The sequence below is a fragment of the Mycobacterium sp. E2238 genome, from assembly GCF_001672665.1.
Taxonomy (GTDB): domain Bacteria; phylum Actinomycetota; class Actinomycetes; order Mycobacteriales; family Mycobacteriaceae; genus Mycobacterium.
The window spans coordinates 1-15,577 of sequence record NZ_LZKF01000090.1; the positions used below are offsets into that span (position 1 = coordinate 1).

The 15,577-nt window shown below is 66.3% G+C and carries 14 protein-coding genes and 1 pseudogene; 10 read left to right on the forward strand and 5 right to left on the reverse strand.

Annotated features, from left to right (window positions below; all coding sequences use genetic code 11):
• Together A5711_RS07620 and A5711_RS07625 are read left to right on the forward strand one after the other, a co-directional pair.
• Window positions 1–855: RecB family exonuclease (locus A5711_RS07620; protein ID WP_231987440.1), on the forward strand; the 855-nt coding region annotated here is incomplete at its 5' end.
• A 263-nt stretch (window positions 856–1,118) separates the two neighbouring features.
• The gene (locus tag A5711_RS07625; RefSeq protein WP_067945120.1) at window positions 1,119–2,414 is read left to right on the forward strand and encodes a DEAD/DEAH box helicase; all 1,296 of its coding nucleotides are present in this window, start codon (window positions 1,119–1,121) and stop codon (window positions 2,412–2,414) included.
• A gap of 52 nt (window positions 2,415–2,466) precedes the next feature.
• On the opposite strand, the gene A5711_RS07630 is transcribed toward A5711_RS07625, so the two are convergent.
• The 5 genes from A5711_RS07630 to A5711_RS07650 all read right to left on the reverse strand — a co-directional run bounded on the left by A5711_RS07630 (window position 2,467) and on the right by A5711_RS07650 (window position 6,274).
• A complete protein-coding gene (locus A5711_RS07630; RefSeq protein ID WP_067945122.1) occupies window positions 2,467–3,849 on the reverse strand; it encodes an FAD-containing oxidoreductase in 1,383 nt (460 codons plus the stop codon).
• Window positions 3,846–4,355 carry a DUF4126 domain-containing protein gene (locus A5711_RS07635; RefSeq protein WP_067945123.1) on the reverse strand — a complete coding sequence of 170 codons (510 nt, stop codon included), beginning with the start codon at window positions 4,353–4,355 and terminating at the stop codon, window positions 3,846–3,848. Before A5711_RS07635 ends, A5711_RS07630 begins: the two co-directional genes overlap by 4 nt.
• A 123-nt stretch (window positions 4,356–4,478) precedes the next feature.
• Window positions 4,479–5,336, reverse strand: coding sequence for an ATP phosphoribosyltransferase (hisG, locus tag A5711_RS07640; protein ID WP_067945137.1), 858 nt, complete (start codon window positions 5,334–5,336; stop codon window positions 4,479–4,481).
• 2 nt (window positions 5,337–5,338) lie between these two features.
• The gene (locus tag A5711_RS07645; protein ID WP_067945125.1) at window positions 5,339–5,620 is read right to left on the reverse strand and encodes a phosphoribosyl-ATP diphosphatase; all 282 of its coding nucleotides are present in this window, start codon (window positions 5,618–5,620) and stop codon (window positions 5,339–5,341) included.
• 54 nt (window positions 5,621–5,674) lie between these two features.
• Window positions 5,675–6,274: a TetR/AcrR family transcriptional regulator gene (locus A5711_RS07650; RefSeq protein ID WP_067945127.1), complete on the reverse strand. Its 600-nt coding sequence runs from the start codon at window positions 6,272–6,274 to the stop codon at window positions 5,675–5,677.
• 304 nt (window positions 6,275–6,578) lie between these two features.
• Here A5711_RS07650 and A5711_RS07655 point away from each other — a divergent pair, with 304 nt between their 5' ends.
• The 8 genes and pseudogenes from A5711_RS07655 to A5711_RS07690 all read left to right on the forward strand — a co-directional run.
• A complete protein-coding gene (locus A5711_RS07655) occupies window positions 6,579–7,418 on the forward strand; it encodes an ABC transporter permease (protein ID WP_067945129.1) in 840 nt (279 codons plus the stop codon).
• Between the two features lies 1 nt (window position 7,419).
• On the forward strand, window positions 7,420–8,283 hold the full coding sequence (locus tag A5711_RS07660; protein ID WP_067945130.1) for an ABC transporter permease: 864 nt from the start codon (window positions 7,420–7,422) through the stop codon (window positions 8,281–8,283).
• Window positions 8,284–8,292: 9 nt separating this feature from the next.
• On the forward strand, window positions 8,293–9,873 hold the full coding sequence (locus tag A5711_RS07665; protein ID WP_067945131.1) for an MlaD family protein: 1,581 nt from the start codon (window positions 8,293–8,295) through the stop codon (window positions 9,871–9,873).
• Window positions 9,870–10,925, forward strand: coding sequence for an MlaD family protein (locus tag A5711_RS07670; RefSeq protein ID WP_067945132.1), 1,056 nt, complete (start codon window positions 9,870–9,872; stop codon window positions 10,923–10,925). The genes A5711_RS07665 and A5711_RS07670 overlap by 4 nt, the downstream gene beginning before the upstream one ends.
• Entirely contained in the window at window positions 10,918–11,964 is a 1,047-nt protein-coding gene (locus A5711_RS07675) for an MCE family protein (RefSeq protein ID WP_067945133.1), read from the forward strand. Before A5711_RS07670 ends, A5711_RS07675 begins: the two co-directional genes overlap by 8 nt.
• Entirely contained in the window at window positions 11,961–13,076 is a 1,116-nt protein-coding gene (locus tag A5711_RS07680; protein ID WP_067945134.1) for an MCE family protein, read from the forward strand. The genes A5711_RS07675 and A5711_RS07680 overlap by 4 nt, the downstream gene beginning before the upstream one ends.
• A complete protein-coding gene (locus A5711_RS07685; RefSeq protein ID WP_197520753.1) occupies window positions 13,073–14,281 on the forward strand; it encodes an MlaD family protein in 1,209 nt (402 codons plus the stop codon). The genes A5711_RS07680 and A5711_RS07685 overlap by 4 nt, the downstream gene beginning before the upstream one ends.
• A pseudogene (locus A5711_RS07690) lies at window positions 14,278–15,432 on the forward strand (MlaD family protein); the annotation flags it as partial. The gene A5711_RS07685 and the pseudogene A5711_RS07690, both read left to right, overlap by 4 nt.
• Window positions 15,433–15,577 lie beyond the last annotated feature (145 nt).

Sequence of the window (15,577 nt, forward strand, 5' to 3'; positions counted from 1 at the left end):
GGGCGGCCGGCTGCGAAACCGGCGCTCTCCCCGTCGCGGGCGGCCGACTTCAAGCAGTGCCCGCTGCTGTACCGGTTCCGGGCGATCGACCGGTTGCCCGAGGCGCCGTCGCCCGCACAGCTGCGCGGCTCGGTGGTGCACGCGGCCCTGCAGCAGCTCTACGGCCTGCCCGCCGCCCAGCGCGGTCCCGACACCGCGCTGTCGCTGGTCGAGCCGGCCTGGGAGCAGGTGATCGCCGCCGCGCCCGACCTGGCCGGTGAGTTCGATCCCGCGCAGCGCGGGCAGCTGATCGCCGAGGCCCGTGCGCTGCTCTCCGGCTATTACCGGCTCGAGGACCCGACCCGCTTCGACCCGCACTGCTGCGAAGAACGCGTGGAGGTCGAGCTCGCCGACGGCACGCTGCTGCGCGGGTTCATCGATCGAATCGACGTCGCCGCCACGGGCGAGCTGCGGGTGGTCGACTACAAGACCGGCAAGGCGCCGCCCGCCGCGCGGGCGCTGGCCGAATTCAAGGCGATGTTCCAGATGAAGTTCTACGCGGTTGCCCTGTTGCGCACCCGCGGCGTGCCGCCCACCCGGCTGCGGCTCATCTACCTCGCGGACGGCCAAGTGCTGGACTACTCGCCCGAGCACGACGAGTTGCTGCGCTTCGAGAAGACCTTGATGGCGATCTGGCGCGCTATCCAATCCGCCGGGCAGACGGGCGATTTCCGCCCCAGCCAGTCGCGGTTGTGTGACTGGTGCCCACACCAGCAGCACTGCCCCTTGTTCGGCGGAACGCCGCCGAATTACCCGGGATGGCCGGAATACATACCCGCACAAGATGTTTCGCGTCAGGCCGAGCCGGCGGCGTGACAGGTCGCTCACCAATAATGTGACCAGGGTCTCTGTGGCGTAGCCGCCGACGAAGCGGCTCACCGCGAGTGCGGTATGCTGTTGACAACGTTGGCGCCGAACGGCTTGCCAGCACGTCGTGATCGATTCGTTATTTCTTCTCAGATCCCCGCGGGGCGCCGAGTCAGAGATGACCAGGTGCGCACCGCACAGCCTCGAGTCGCGGCGATCGATGTTGCCAGACGGGCAATCTCGCTACCACCGATGCTTAGGGACAATGAAATATGCTCGAAGACAAAACTTTTGCTCACCTCGGCGTGAGCCAGCCGTTGGTTGACGCGCTCGCTAAGGCCGGCGCTCACCGGCCGTTTCCCATCCAGATCGAGACCTTGCCGGATACCCTTGCCGGCCGTGATGTGTTGGGCCGCGGCAAGACCGGCAGCGGCAAGACGCTCGCGTTCTCGATCCCGCTGGTAAGCCGGCTCGATGCCGGTAATCGGCGGCCGGGCCGGCCGACCGGGCTGGTATTGGCGCCCACCCGTGAACTGGCGACCCAGATCGCCGCGACCATCGAGCCGCTTGCCGCGGTTCGGCGCCTGCGCGTGGTCACCATCTTCGGCGGGGTGCCGCAGCACAGGCAGGCCGCGGCGCTGAAGTCCGGGGTCGACATCGTCGTCGCCTGCCCGGGCCGCCTGGAAGACCTGATGAAGCAACGCATCATCGATCTGAGCGCGGTGCAGGTCACCGTCATCGATGAGGCCGACCACCTCGCCGATCTGGGCTTCCTGCCCACCGTTGCCCGTATCTTGGCGGCCACTCCGGCGACCGGCCAGCGGCTGCTCTTCTCGGCCACGCTGGACGCCGCGGTCGACACCCTGGTGAAGCGATTCCTCACCAGCCCGGTGACGCACTCGGTCGCGGACCCGGCGTCGCTGACCCCGGCGATGACACATCACCTCTTCTGTGTCGATGGGCCACAAGCCAAGAAGGACTTGGTACACCGGTTGGCCGCGGGAGACTCGCGGCGGATCCTGTTCATGCGGACCAAACACCAGGCCCGAAAGCTGGCCCGGCAACTCACCCAGTCGGGTATCGCGTCAGTGGAGTTGCACGGCAACCTTTCCCAAGCCGTGCGCGATCGGAACTTGGCGGCGTTCGCGGCCGGACACGCGCGAGTGCTCGTCGCGACCGATATCGCCGCGCGCGGCGTCCATGTCGACAACGTCGACCTGGTGGTCCACGTCGACCCGCCCGCGGAGCACAAGGCTTATCTGCATCGATCCGGCCGCACGGCCCGGGCCGGCGCCTCCGGTGACGTGGTCACCATCGCGCTGCCCGAGCAACGCCGCGACACCGAATCGATGATGCGCAAGGCGGCCATTCGCGCCGTTCCCCAACAGGTCACGGCGGCCTCCCCGGTCATCCACGCGCTGGCCGGCGAAGCCGCGCCCCGCAAGGTAGTCGCGCCCGCCTCGGCGCCGGCCCGCCGGCCCGGGCCGACCGCGGTTGCCGGTCACGGTCCGTCCGCCGCACGTAGCAGGCGACGCCGTTCCCGCCGCCCCGCCACCGCATCGCGGTAGGCGGCTTACTCGACGGTGGCGACCCGCCACGCCCGACGGCGGCGACCCGCTTCTAGGCGAGCGGTGTCATCTCCTGCAGCATGGTGGGAATGAGCTCGCTGACGGTGGGATGGATGTGCATGGTGCGCGCGAGCGTCGTGTAGGGCGCCTTGGCCGACATCACGTCCAGGATTTCGTGGACGGCCTCGTCGCCGCCGACGCCGAAGATGGCCGCTCCCAGGATCTCTCGGGTTTCGGCATCGACCACGACCTTCATGAAGCCTTGCGTCTCACCCTTTTCCACCGCCCGGCCGACCCTGGTCATCGGCCGCTTACCGACGAGCGCCTTGCGGCCCGACGCGCGGACCTGGTCGACGGTCATGCCGGCCCGTCCTAGCGGTGGGTCGATATAGAGCGCGTAGGTGGTAATGCGGTCGCTGACCCGGCGCGGGTCGTCATCGAGGAGGTTGGCGGCGACGATCTCGAAATCGTTGTAGGAGGTGTGGGTGAACGCCCCCTTGCCATTGCAGTCGCCCATCGCCCAGATGTGGTCGACGTTGGTCTTGAGCTGGTCGTCGACGACGATGTAGCCGCGGGCGTCCGTCCGCACACCCGCCGCCTCAAGCCCCAGGTCGTCGGTGTTGGGTCGCCGGCCGACGGCCAGCAACAGGTGACTTCCGGCGATGGGATCCGCACCCGCTCTGGGCGTGAGTTCAAAACCGTTGCCGGTCTTGGCAACCCGAACGTCGTCGGCGCCGACGATGACGTCGATGCCCTCGTTCTCCAGGATGGACCGGACGGCCGCGGACACGTCCTCGTCTTCGCGGGACGCCAGGCGCGAAGCCCTCTCGACGACGGTCACCGAGGCCCCGAAGCGCCGGTACATCTGCGCGAACTCCAGCGCGATGTAGCCGCCCCCGAGGATGACGAGATGCGTTGGCAGCGTGTCGAGTTCGAGGATGGAGACGTTGGTGAGGAACTCGATGTCAGACAGGCCCGGGATGTCCGGCACCACCGCGCGGCCACCGACGTTGAGAAAGATCCGGTCGGCGTGCAGCACGTCTTCCCCGCCCTCGGAGTCCACGCGCAATGTGTGCGGATCCTCGAAACGGGCGTGCCCGCGAAAGACGGTGCAACCGGCCATGCCCGCCAGCCAGTCCTCGACGCCTTTGCGGTCGCCCAGCATGATGTCGTCTTTGCGCGCCTTGACTTTGGCCATGTCCACGCTCACCGGTCCGGCAGAAACCCCGAAGTCCGCACCCCGGCGCGCGAGGTGGGCGGCGTACGCGCTGGCCACCAGCGTCTTGGTCGGGATGCAGCCGGTGTTCACGCAGGTGCCGCCGATCAGCTTGCGTTCCACCAGCGCGACACGCTGCCCCGCCGCCGTCAGTCGCCCCGCCAGCGGTGGGCCGGCCTGTCCGGCGCCGACGATGATGGCGTCGAAATGCTCTGTCACTTAACCGCCGTCAGCAGGTACTCCGTGAGCACGTGGCCCGTCGCCGCGGCGATGGCAAACCCGCCCACGATCGCGACGGCGTCCTCCAGCAGCGCGATGGGCAAGTCCTTTCCGGCCACGCCGGCAAGACGTTTGCGCGCCTGATACCCGCCGAGCGTGCCGAGCACCGCGCCAATGACGCCGGCCCCGAGCGCGGTATAGGTCCAGTGCGGCCACGCCCCCAGCACCGCGCCCGCCAGCCCGCCCATGATGATCCGGGCGGCGAAGATCGGCGGCGCCGTGCGGGCCGGAGTCTTGGGCAACTTGTCATTGATGATTTCGCCGACGGCGAGAACCGTGAAGACGATGACCGTGACGATGTTGGCCATCCAGGCCGCCCATGTGCCGTGCAAGTCGATCCAACCCAGGAAGGCGGCCCAGGCGACGACGGCGGGGGCCGTCAGCGAGCGCAACCCGGCGACGACACCGATCAACAAAGCCAGCAGCACGATAAGCGCGTGTGTCACGAAGACCCTCCTGAGGGAACGAACAGCCCGGCAATGGTCAGGGATGACGGCCCATGGGAGTGACACGGGCGAAACAGCCCTAGGCGGACGCTAACACAGCGGGGGTCACCGCACCCCGTTCGATCAGAAGCGGCAGAACCTGATGTCGGAAGCCAGAATCGCCTTGGCGCCGATGGCGGCCAGCTCGTCCATGATCTCGTTGACGCCGCGGCGCGGCACCAGGGCGCGGATGGCGACCCAGTCCGGATCGGCGAGCGGCGCGATGGTCGGTGACTCCAGTCCGGGCGTGATGGCCGTGGCCTTCTCCAGGACGGAACGCGGACAGTCGTAGTCGAGCATCAGGTACTGCTGGCCGAACACCACACCCTGGATCCGCGCCACCAGCTGATCGCGCGCCGCCCGTGTCCCGTTCTGGCCGTCGGGGTCGGCGCCCTCGATGAGCACCGCCTCCGAATCGCACAGCGGGTCGCCGAATGCCACCAGATCGTGCAGGCTCAGGGTGCGCCCCGAGCCGACCACGTCGGCGATGGCGTCGGCCACGCCGAGCTGTACCGAGATCTCCACCGCGCCGTCGAGCCTGATGACGGTCGCCTCAATGCCCCGCTCGGCCAAGTCTTTTCGGACGAGATTCGGGTAGGCGGTGGCGATTCGCTTGCCGGCTAGATCGGCCGTCGTCCAGTCCCGGCCGGCCGGCCCGGCATACCGAAAACTCGACGACCCGAAGCCCAACGCCAGGCGTTCGCGCACGGGCGCGTCCGAGTCGCGGACCAGGTCCCGTCCGGTGATGCCGAAGTCCAGCTGTCCCGAACCCACATAGATCGCAATGTCTTTGGGCCGCAGGAAGAAGAACTCGACCTGGTTGACCGGGTCGATGACGGTGAGATCTTTGGAATCGGTGCGACGCCGGTAGCCCGCCTCCGCGAGAATCTCGCTGGCCGGTTCGCTCAGCGTGCCCTTGTTGGGAACCGCGACCCGCAGCACGCTCACAGCTTCCGATAGACGTCGTCGAGGGACAGGCCACGCGCGATCATGAGCACCTGCGTCCAGTACAGCAATTGGCTGATCTCCTCGGCCAGCGCCTCGTCGGGTTCGTGTTCGGCCGCCAGCCACACCTCGCCGGCCTCCTCGAGGATCTTTTTGCCCAGCCCGTGGATGCCGCCGTCCAGTGCCGCGACCGTGGCGCTGCCGGGGGGCCGGGCGCGGGCGCGCTCCCCCAGTTCGGCGAACAGGTCCTCGAAGGTCTTCACGGCCAGCGATTGTTTCACGCGGCGCCGAGCAAAGTCACGGCGGTTTCCGCCGGTGACGTTTTGAGCCGCCGGTCAGTCGAACCCGGCGAGCGTCATGCGCAGCGCCTCTTCGAGCTGCACGTGAAACTCCGACCCGTCGGGGGGCTGAGTGAGCCAGCGGTCGATGACGAATTTGGCTGTGGCCAAGCTGGTGTGCACCAACAGCGCGGGCCGGATGTCTGCCGCAACGTCGACGCCCATGCGGGACGCCACTTGCTCGACGAATTGGCGATGTTCGGCCTCGGTGACCAGCACGGATTGGCTCAACATCCGCGGGGCGGTGGCGACGGCCTGGCGCCAGGTATCCAGCGTCTGGACTTCGTTGGCCTCTTTGGCGCGCGCGACGAACAGCCGGATCAACGCCTCGACCGGTGACTCGTCCGGTGGTCTCGCGCTGTAGGACTCGACGATCTCGGCGCTGGCCTCCCGGACGGGACCGACCAGCAGGCTCTCTTTGCTGGGTGCGTACCGGAAATAGGTGCTGATCGATACGCCGGCCGCCGCGGCGATGTCCTCGGTTGTCACCGCGTCATAGCCGCGTTCGGCGAAAAGCCGTTGGGCGGTCTGCTGGATCTGGGAAAGCAGCGCGGCCCGACGCCGGTCCCGCAGCGAGCCCGTGTTTGCTGAGGGCATGCCATCACCTTCGTCAATCCGACATTCCGACCCCATGGTGTCGTCCAGCGACGAACCGAGATGAGTGACTCTACACTATTGAAAGTCCCTATCAAGTAGGCTAATGTGATGCGGCACACACCAACGAACTGCAGAGTCTAAGGGCTTGTTGACACTATTTTAATAAGAATAGCCTTCAATCGCGCTCGAGGTCGTCTGCTCGGCACTCAGGAATTCAGGGGTGGGAGAGGGCCGATGAACGCGGTAGCTGGTACGCGATGACTCGCGCCATTAGTTTGCTGGGCGGGCCGCAGGTCGTGCCGCTATGACGACACAAGTCGATGGCGTCGCCGCCGTTCGGGACTGGTCGGTCGGATACGTCAAACGTCACCCGGTCGCCTCGCTGACGACCGTCGGGGAACAGTTCGTTTTGGGCGTGCGCACCATTCAATACTTCTTCTTCGACCTGATGACCGGGCGATTCCAATGGCAGGAGTTCGTCCGCCAGGGAGCGTTCATGGCCGGCACCGCCGTCTTGCCGACGATCCTGGTGTCGCTGCCGATCAGCGTCACCCTCTCCATCCAGTTCGCGCTGCTGGCCGGCCAGGTCGGGGCCACGTCGCTGGCCGGGGCGGCCAGCGGGCTCGCGGTCATCCGGCAGGGGGCGTCGCTGGTGGCCGCGGTGCTGATGGCATCGGCCGTCGGGTCGGCGATCACCGCCGACCTGGGTTCGCGCACGATGCGCGAAGAAACCGACGCGATGGAGGTGATGGGCGTCTCGGTGATCCGCCGTCTGGTGGTCCCCCGCCTCGCCGCGGCGGTGATGATCGGCGTGGCCCTCACCGGCGTCGTGTGCTTCGCAGGGTTCTTCGCGAGCTACATGTTCAACGTCTATTTCCAGAACGGGGCGCCGGGCAGCTTCGTTTCGACATTCGCGTCGTTCGCTACGACCGATGACATGATCCTGGCACTGGTGAAGGCGATCGTGTTCGGCGCGATCGTGGCCATCGTGTCCAGCCAGAAAGGCTTGTCCACCAAGGGCGGACCAACGGGCGTCGCGAACTCGGTGAACGCGGCGGTCGTCGAGGCGATCCTGCTGCTGATGATCGTCAACGTCGCGATCAGCCAGCTTTACATCATGTTGTCCCCCAGGACGGGGCTATGACGTGACGGCCTCCGCTTATCAACCGTTCGCACCGATTTCGGTTCCGTTCGTCCGCCTCTACCGCAGGGGCAAAGTACCGATCATCCGGCTGGGCCATTTGTTGGTCTTCTTCGTCCGGGCACTGGTCGCCGTGCCGCTTGCCCTGCGTCAGTACCGGGGCGAGTTCTTGCGGCTGCTGTCGAACATCACCTGGGGCAACGGCTCGATCGTGGTGGGCGGCGGCACCGCCGGCGTGGCCGTCGTCCTCGGCACGACCGTCGGCGCGCTCGTCGGCATCGAGGGCTACAACTTCCTGGATCTGCTCGGACTCGGCCCCGCCACCGGGTTCGTCTCCTCGTTGGTCAATACCCGCGAGTTGGCTCCACTGATGGCATCGCTAGCCTTCGCCATGCAAGGCGGCTGCCGCTTCACCGCCCAGCTGGGATCCATGCGCATCGCCGAGGAAATCGACGCGATGGAATCGATTGCGATCCGCCCGATCCCCTACCTGGTGACCACCCGGCTGATCGCTTCGGTGGTGGCGATCGTGCCGCTTTACGCCGCGTGCCTGGCGATCGGCTACCTGAGTACGCAAATCGTGGTGGGGATCGGCAGTGGCGGCTCGACGGGTTCCTATCTGCACTACTTCACGCTGATGCTGGCCGGCCAGGACATCGTCTATTCCTTGATCAAGGCCGTCATCTTCGTCTGGATCGCATCGACGATCCAGTGTTACTACGGGTACTACGCGAGCGGCGGGCCCGAGGGCGTCGGGGTCGCGGCGGGACACGGCATGCGAGCCAGCATCACCGTCGTGATCATCGTCAACATGCTGCTCACCATGGCGCTGTGGGGCGTCGACTCCGGCGCACGGTTCGGCGGGTAGGTCGCGAACATGCCCAATTCCTTTGAGATGGACGGACGCGGCCCCTCCGACCGGCAGCTGTTCGGCATCGGCATTGCGGTCGTGGTGGTCAGCACCCTGCTCACCACCGCGATGTTGGTCAAATCGACTGGCAGGCTGAACGATTACGTGCGCGTGGTCGCCGATCTGGTGAACGTGGGCGATGGCCTTCCGCAGAAGTCGGACGTCAAATACCACGGCGTTCTGGTCGGCTCGGTCGACGGCGTCGTCCCGGCAGCGCACGGCGAACCCAACTATGTCCACATCGACCTCAAAGAGGAGTACGCCAAGTCGATTCCGGACAACGTAACCGCGCGCGTGGTGCCCAGCAATGTCTTCGCCGTCTCGTCGGTTCAGTTGGTGGGCTCGCCAAACCAGGCGGGCCCGGGTACGAAAATTCGCGATGGCGCGCACATCCCGGAAGACAAGCGGCTGCCGACCGTTCTGTTTCAAACGACCGTGAGCAAGTTGCGCGATCTGCTCGCCGCGGCCGGGCGCGACCGCGATGACAGGTCGGTGGGGATCCTGGCCGCGCTGGGCGCCGCCACCGACCACCGCCGGGTGAGCCTGCTCAACGCGGGTGCGCAATTGAATCGCCTTCTCGATCAGCTCAATTCGATTGTCAGCACCGACACCGGCCCCTCAACGGTGTCCGCGCTGCTGGAAGCCACCAGTGGGCTTGCGCAGACGGCACCCGATCTGCTCGACGCATTGCACCAGGCCGTGGAGCCGATGCAGACATTCGCCGAAACCCGCGGGCAACTGGCCTCGCTGTTGTCCGGCGCCGACTACACGGTCGGCACAACACGCCAATCGCTCGGCAACCACATCGACCAACTCATCCGGATCACCACCGATTTCACCCCGGTCCTGGGTGTGCTGGCGCAGAAGTCGAACAACTTCGTGCCCGCGGTCGCCAAGCTCGACAACCTGGCCAACCAGTTCATGGAGCAGGTCTGGAACCCGCAGACCAACCTCGGCAACATGCGCGCGATGCTGACATTCACACCCAGCTCCACCTACACGCGCGCCGACTGCCCGCACTACGGCGAGCTGAAGGGACCCAGCTGTTTCACCGCGCCGCTGATTCCGGTGCGCCCGGATCTGCCCGAGGTGCTGCTGCCGCAGAACTATCAGCCGCCCAAGGACCTGGCTCCGCCACCGGGCACCGTGATCGGTCCGGACGGCAACCTCGTCGCCGTCGGCCCGCCGCTCGTGAACGGGCCACCGAATCTGATAGACCCGAATCCGCCACTGGCGCCGGGGATTACGCCGTCGCCACCCGTGCCCGGGAGCGCGAACCCCGATAACCCGTCACCGGGGGCGCCCGCGACACCACAACCGCACGAACCGTGGGTCGCGCCGGTAGCGCCCAAGGCGCCGTGGATCCCCCAGGCGTCCTTTGGCGGGAACGTGGGACCCGTTGGGAGCCAGTACGAACGGAACATGTTGGGCGTGATCACCGGCGCACCCGCAACCGAAGCCACCGAGCTGCTGCTGGGTCCCGTCGCCCGCGGCACCACGGTGTCACTGGCTCACCCCCCGGCTCCGTCGCCCGGGGAGGCCAGATGAAGTTTCGCGGACCACTCATCGCGTTGACCCTGTTCATGGTCGTCTCGCTGACGCTGACCTGGCTGGTGTATGTGAGTTTGCGGCGTGACGTGGCCGGCAACACCGCCCAGTATTCGGCGGTGTTCAGCGACGTGTACGGGCTTCGCGAAGGCGACGACGTCCGGATGGCTGGAGTGCGCGTCGGCCGAGTCGAAAAGATCGATCTGGACGGGAAACTCGCGAGAGTCTCGTTCGTCGTGCAGCAAGAACAGCGGTTGTTTGGGAACACCCTCGCGTCGGTGACGTATCAGAACATCGTCGGCCAGCGTTACCTCGGACTGTCCTTGGGGAAGGAAGGGAGCCCGGAGCCGCTCCCGCCGGGCAGCACCATCCCGCTGGAACGCACCGAGCCCTCTTTCGACGTCACTACCCTGCTCAACGGCTACGAACCATTGTTCAGCCTGCTGAACCCCCACGACGCGGACAACCTCACCAAGGGCATCATCCAGTCGCTGCAAGGCGACACGTCATCGCTCACCACTCTGGTCGGCCAGACGTCCACGCTCACAGAGACGTTCGCGGGCCGAGACCAGGCCCTCGGCAGCGTGATCACCAATCTCGACAAGGTGATGGGCAACCTGGCCCAGCAGAACGACGATCTCGACGGCGTCATCACGCAGACCCGCAGCATCGTCGGCGAGCTCGACGCGCGGCGCCCGGACCTGGTCGCCTCGGTGGGTTCGCTGGCGCGGGTGACCGGCCGGCTGTCGGCCTCGGCCACGGACGTGTATCCGGCACTGCGCGAGTTCATCGATCGCCAGCCCGGCGTCACCAAACACATCATGGACGTGGAACCGCAGGTGGCCTTCTTCGGCGACAACATCCCGCTGCTGCTGAAAGGGCTTACCCGGGTGGGCAATCAGGGGGCGTACGGCAATGCCTACGTGTGCGACGTGAACTTCATGGGGTTCTTCCCCGGCCTCAACGACGTGGTGCCGATCATCATCAACGCGGCCACGCCGGGCAACAAGGCATGGCACACCCCCAGATGCAGGAGTACGGCCGATGGCTGACGCGTCCGTGTGGGAGCGGATGAAACGGCGTCCGCTGGAAAGCTACAACAAGACCTGGCTCGGGTTCATCGCCGTCGCGGTAGTCGCGGTGATCATCGGGGTCATGCTGCTCGTGCATGCGCTCGGCGCCGGATACCGGCACTACACCGCGGAGTTCCTGCAAGCGGCCTCGCTGCGGGCGGGCAACCCGATCGTGGTCGCGGGCATCCCGGTGGGCAACGTCACCAGCATGAAACTCGTCGGGGACCATGTTGAGGCGGGACTGAAGATCCGGGACAACATCGCGCTGGGCAAGGATTCCCGGGCGCAGATCAAAGTCACCACCATTCTGGGTTCGCGGTACCTCGCCCTGGAACCCAACGGTCCGGCGCACCTGCCCAACAACACCTTCGACTTGGCGCACACCGAGGTCCCCTACGACCTGCAAGCCGCGTTGCAGGACGCCACCACCACTTTCGAGCAGGTGGACTCCGACCGGTTCGCACAATCGCTTGCGGTGCTCGGCAAGCAGCTTGAGAGCCTGCCGACGGTTGTCCCGCAGGCGATTTCGAACATCAACACACTGTCGTCGATCATCGCGGTACGACGTGACCAACTCGGGCAGTTGCTGCGCAGCACGGAGCAGGTTACCAACACGCTGCGACGTCAGCAGGCCGGCATCGGCACGCTGGTCGACCAGGGCCAAGACCTGCTGGGCCAATTCGTCGCGCGGCGCGCTGTTTTCCACGCAATGATGCAATCCCTCTCCAGCCTTGTCGACACCATGAGCCAGGTCGTTGTCAACGACCGGCCGGGCCTGGACGCGCTGATCAAAGACATGCGGGACTTCACCAACCTGATGTCCGCGCACGACGACCTGCTGCACAGCATGCTGCAAACCAGCCCGATCTTCTTCCGGGAGGCGGCCAACCTCACGGGCGACGGCAACGCGATCAACTTCAACGCCCCCAACGTTCCGCTGATCGACTCGTGGATGTGCGCGATCAGTGGCCGTGCCAAACAGTTCGGCATGATCCAGTATTTCAAGGACTGCAAGTGACGGGGCTGGCATCCAAAGCAGTGGCCATCGCCGCCGCCGTCGCGGTCATCGCAGCGGTGGCCGGCATCGGTTGGTGGTACCTGGGCTCCGACGAGGACACGATCACCGTGACCGCCCAATTCGACAGCGCCTCCGGCCTTTACGAGGGCAACGTGGTGGCGGTACTGGGCATGCCGGTCGGCAAGATCACCAAGATCAATGCCAAGGGCGGCTACGTCGAAGTCGAATTCACCGTCGACCGCCACGTCAAAGTCCCCGCCACCGTGCAGGCCGTCACGGTATCGACCTCCATCCTCACCGACCGGCAGATCGAACTCACGCCGCCCTATCACGGCGGACCGACCCTGGAAAACCACGACACCATCGGCTTGCCCCGCACCAAGACACCCGTCGAATTCAGCAGTGTCCTCAATGTTTTGGACAAGGTGACCAAGTCGCTCGAGGGCGACGGCCACGGCGGCGGCCCGATCGCCGATGTGCTGGGCGGCGGCACCGAGGTGGTCAAAGGCAACGGCGAGAAGATCAAAGCGGCGCTGGGTGAGCTCTCCAAGGCGCTGCGCCTGTCCAGCGACGGCGGCGCGACAACCCGCGAGCAGATCACCACGATCGTCAGAAACATCAGCACGCTGTTCGATGCCGTGGCCGCCAACGACACGAAGCTGCGCGAATTCGCCTCCACCATCCACCAAGTCAGCCAGATCATGGCCGACGAGGACCTTGGCAGCGGCACCACCGGACGCAGACTCGATCAGCTGATCCAGCGGGCCGGCGACCTGCTCGACGCCAACCGCGACAACATCAAGCAGACCGCCCTGAATGGCAATGCCACACTGAAGATGGTGACCGACCAGCGGCGCGACCTGGCCGAGCTCTTGGACCTTGCTCCCCTGGTGGCCGACAACGCCTACAACATGGTCGACCGGGCGAACGGCAGCGTGCGTGCACGCTTCCTCACGGACCGGCTGCTCTTCGACAGTCAGTACACCAAAGAGATCTGTAACTTGATGGGGCTTCGGCAATTGGGCTGCAGCACCGGCACGATTCAGGATTTCGGCCCCGATTTCGGCTTGACCTATGTGCTGGACGGAATGGCCGCCATGGGGCAGAAGTGACGACCGCGGGGGCGCGGGGAATGCTTGCGGCCGTGGCCGCGGCGATGGTTACCGCGGGATGCGCCACGAACGGCCTTGCCAGCCTGCCCCTTCCGGCGCCGGAGGTGGGCTCGGGAGGCTATTCGCTGAATGCGGTGTTCTCCAACGCGCTCAACCTGCCGATGAACGCCAAGGTGAAGCTCGCCGGCGCCGACGTCGGTCAGCTCGAATCGATGGTCGCACGCAATTACACCGCGGTCACCCGGCTGCGCATCAGGGACGGCGTGCGTTTGCCCCGGGGAAGCACCGCCGAACTGCGCACCGCGACGCCGCTGGGGGACGTCTTCGTCGCGCTCAAGCCGCCGGCCGCGGGCGATCCCGAGGGACCGCTGTTGAAGAACGGCGACACGATCGGCCTGGATTCGACGGCGGCCGCGGCGACCGTCGAGTCGGTGCTGAGCTCAGCGGCCATCCTGGTGAACGGCGGTGCGGTACGCAACTTCACCAACATCATCAACGGGTTCGGCAAGGCGACCGGTGACCAGGGCCAGGCGTTCGGGGACATGATCCGCAAGTCCAACGAGTTGCTCGGGAGACTGGATTCCCGGTCCGGTCAAATCTCTAACGCGCTGACCCAATTGTCGCGACTGGCAGACCAACTCGATGCCAAGAACCAGGCCATCGCCGACCTGATGGCGGCGGCCAGGCCGGCCACTTCGGCCCTGGCCGACAACACCACCCAGCTTTCCGACCTGGCCGTGCAGGTCGGTGACACCTCCCGGTTGCTGGCCAGGTTCCCGTCGATCGGTGGGACCGACACCAGCGGCCGCAGCATCATCCGTGACCTGAACACGGTCGCGGGGGCCGCCAACGACGTGGCGATGAGCCCGGATACCAGCTGGCTGGCGCTGAACAGGCTGATTCCCGCACTGGTCAAATCGACGGCCGGGAACTCGATTTCGGTGAACGTGGGCGTGGACAAGATCATGCTCGGATCGATCCCCGACATCGGATTCCCCGGTGACATCGGGCTGCACGGACCGCACCATTACAACGTGAACCTGCTCGTCGGCACCCTCAAGTACACCCTGTGGCGGCTGCAGGAACGTGTGGTCGGCCGGGGTCCGAATTCGCCGCAGGTTCCCGTCGTACCGGACCCGAACATCCCGGGCCAAATCGACGTCGCACCCGGGCCGCCGCCGGCCCAGGCAGGACCGACGCCATGATCCGCGCCGTCGACAATCTCGCCAACGCCGTTGTCCGAGCGGTGCGTACCGGTCACCGCCACCAGGTCTGGCTGTCGGTGGCCGGCTTGGTGCTCATCTTGGTCGTCGCCACCGCCTACCTGCTCGTCGGCGCGCTGCGGGTGAAGCCGTTCGCCTCGTCCTACCGGGTCACCGTGCAATTGCCGGACTCCGGCGGCCTACTGCCCAACCAGGATGTCGCACTGCGGGGAGTGCGGATCGGCCGGATCGATTCGCTGCAGATCACCGACAACGGGATGAACGCCGTCGCCAGCATCACGTCGAAGGTGCGAATCCCGGCGAACAGCTTCGTGCACGTGTCGGCGCTCTCGCCCGCCGGTGAGCAATACATCAACTTCGAGGCCACCTCCGACGCCGGGCCCTACCTGCATGACGGCAGCCTCATCACTTCGGACCACACGAGCGTCCCGGTCAGCTTGGCGCAGTTGCTCGCCGACGCCGACGGGTTGCTGGCCCAGGTCGACCCCCACAAGCTCGAGTTGATCAAAAAGGAGCTGAGCCTGAGCAAGGAGGGGCCGGCGAAGCTGACCGCCATCGTCGACGGCGGCACGTTCCTGCTCTCGACCCTTGATTCGGTGCTGCCCCAAACCACCAGCATCATCAAGACCAGCCGGGTCGTGCTCACGCTGGCGAGCGATAAGAACGCCGGTTTAGGCTCGGCCGCAACGGAACTCAATAAAACACTGACCGGCGTGGCCAGGATGCAAGCCGGCTATCGCCGGTTGACCGACCAGACGCCGCGCACACTGTCGGCCGTCGACAACCTGTTCTCCGACAATTCCGACACGATGGTGCAGTTGCTGGGCAGCATGGCCACCATGTCGCAGCTGTTGTATCTGCGGGTGCCGGCGCTCAACGCGCTGTTCCCCGACTACCGCGGTTCGGTGCTGGACGCGGTCACGAGCACGTTCCACGACCACGGCGTGTGGGCGACGGCCGACCTCTACCCCCGCTATGTGTGCGACTACGGGACGCCATCGCACGCCTCCTCCGCCGCCGACTATTACGAGCCGTTCATGTACACCTACTGCCGCGACGACGACCCGGCGGTCTCCATCCGCGGCGCCAAGAACGCGCCACGGCCGGGCGGCGACGACACCGCCGGCCCGCCGTAGGGGGTGGGAATGGTGTAGCGGCCCCGGGGGGTCGGATCGGTCCGTTGGCCCAGGTTCGCCCCCGGCGGCGGGCCGGCGGTGTCGTCGCCGCCCGGCCGTGGCGCGTTCTTGGCGCCGCGGATGGAGACCGCCGGGTCGTCGT

Excerpts from the sequence above, each read along its gene's own strand:
- A5711_RS07625 (WP_067945120.1), top strand. The coding sequence starts at position 1,119 with ATGCTCGAAGACAAAACTTTTGCTCACCTCGGCGTGAGCCAGCCGTTG.
- A5711_RS07650 (WP_067945127.1), bottom strand. The coding sequence starts at position 6,274 with ATGCCCTCAGCAAACACGGGCTCGCTGCGGGACCGGCGTCGGGCCGCG.
- A5711_RS07655 (WP_067945129.1), top strand. The coding sequence starts at position 6,579 with ATGACGACACAAGTCGATGGCGTCGCCGCCGTTCGGGACTGGTCGGTC.
- A5711_RS07665 (WP_067945131.1), top strand. The coding sequence starts at position 8,293 with ATGCCCAATTCCTTTGAGATGGACGGACGCGGCCCCTCCGACCGGCAG.
- A5711_RS07670 (WP_067945132.1), top strand. The coding sequence starts at position 9,870 with ATGAAGTTTCGCGGACCACTCATCGCGTTGACCCTGTTCATGGTCGTC.
- A5711_RS07675 (WP_067945133.1), top strand. The coding sequence starts at position 10,918 with ATGGCTGACGCGTCCGTGTGGGAGCGGATGAAACGGCGTCCGCTGGAA.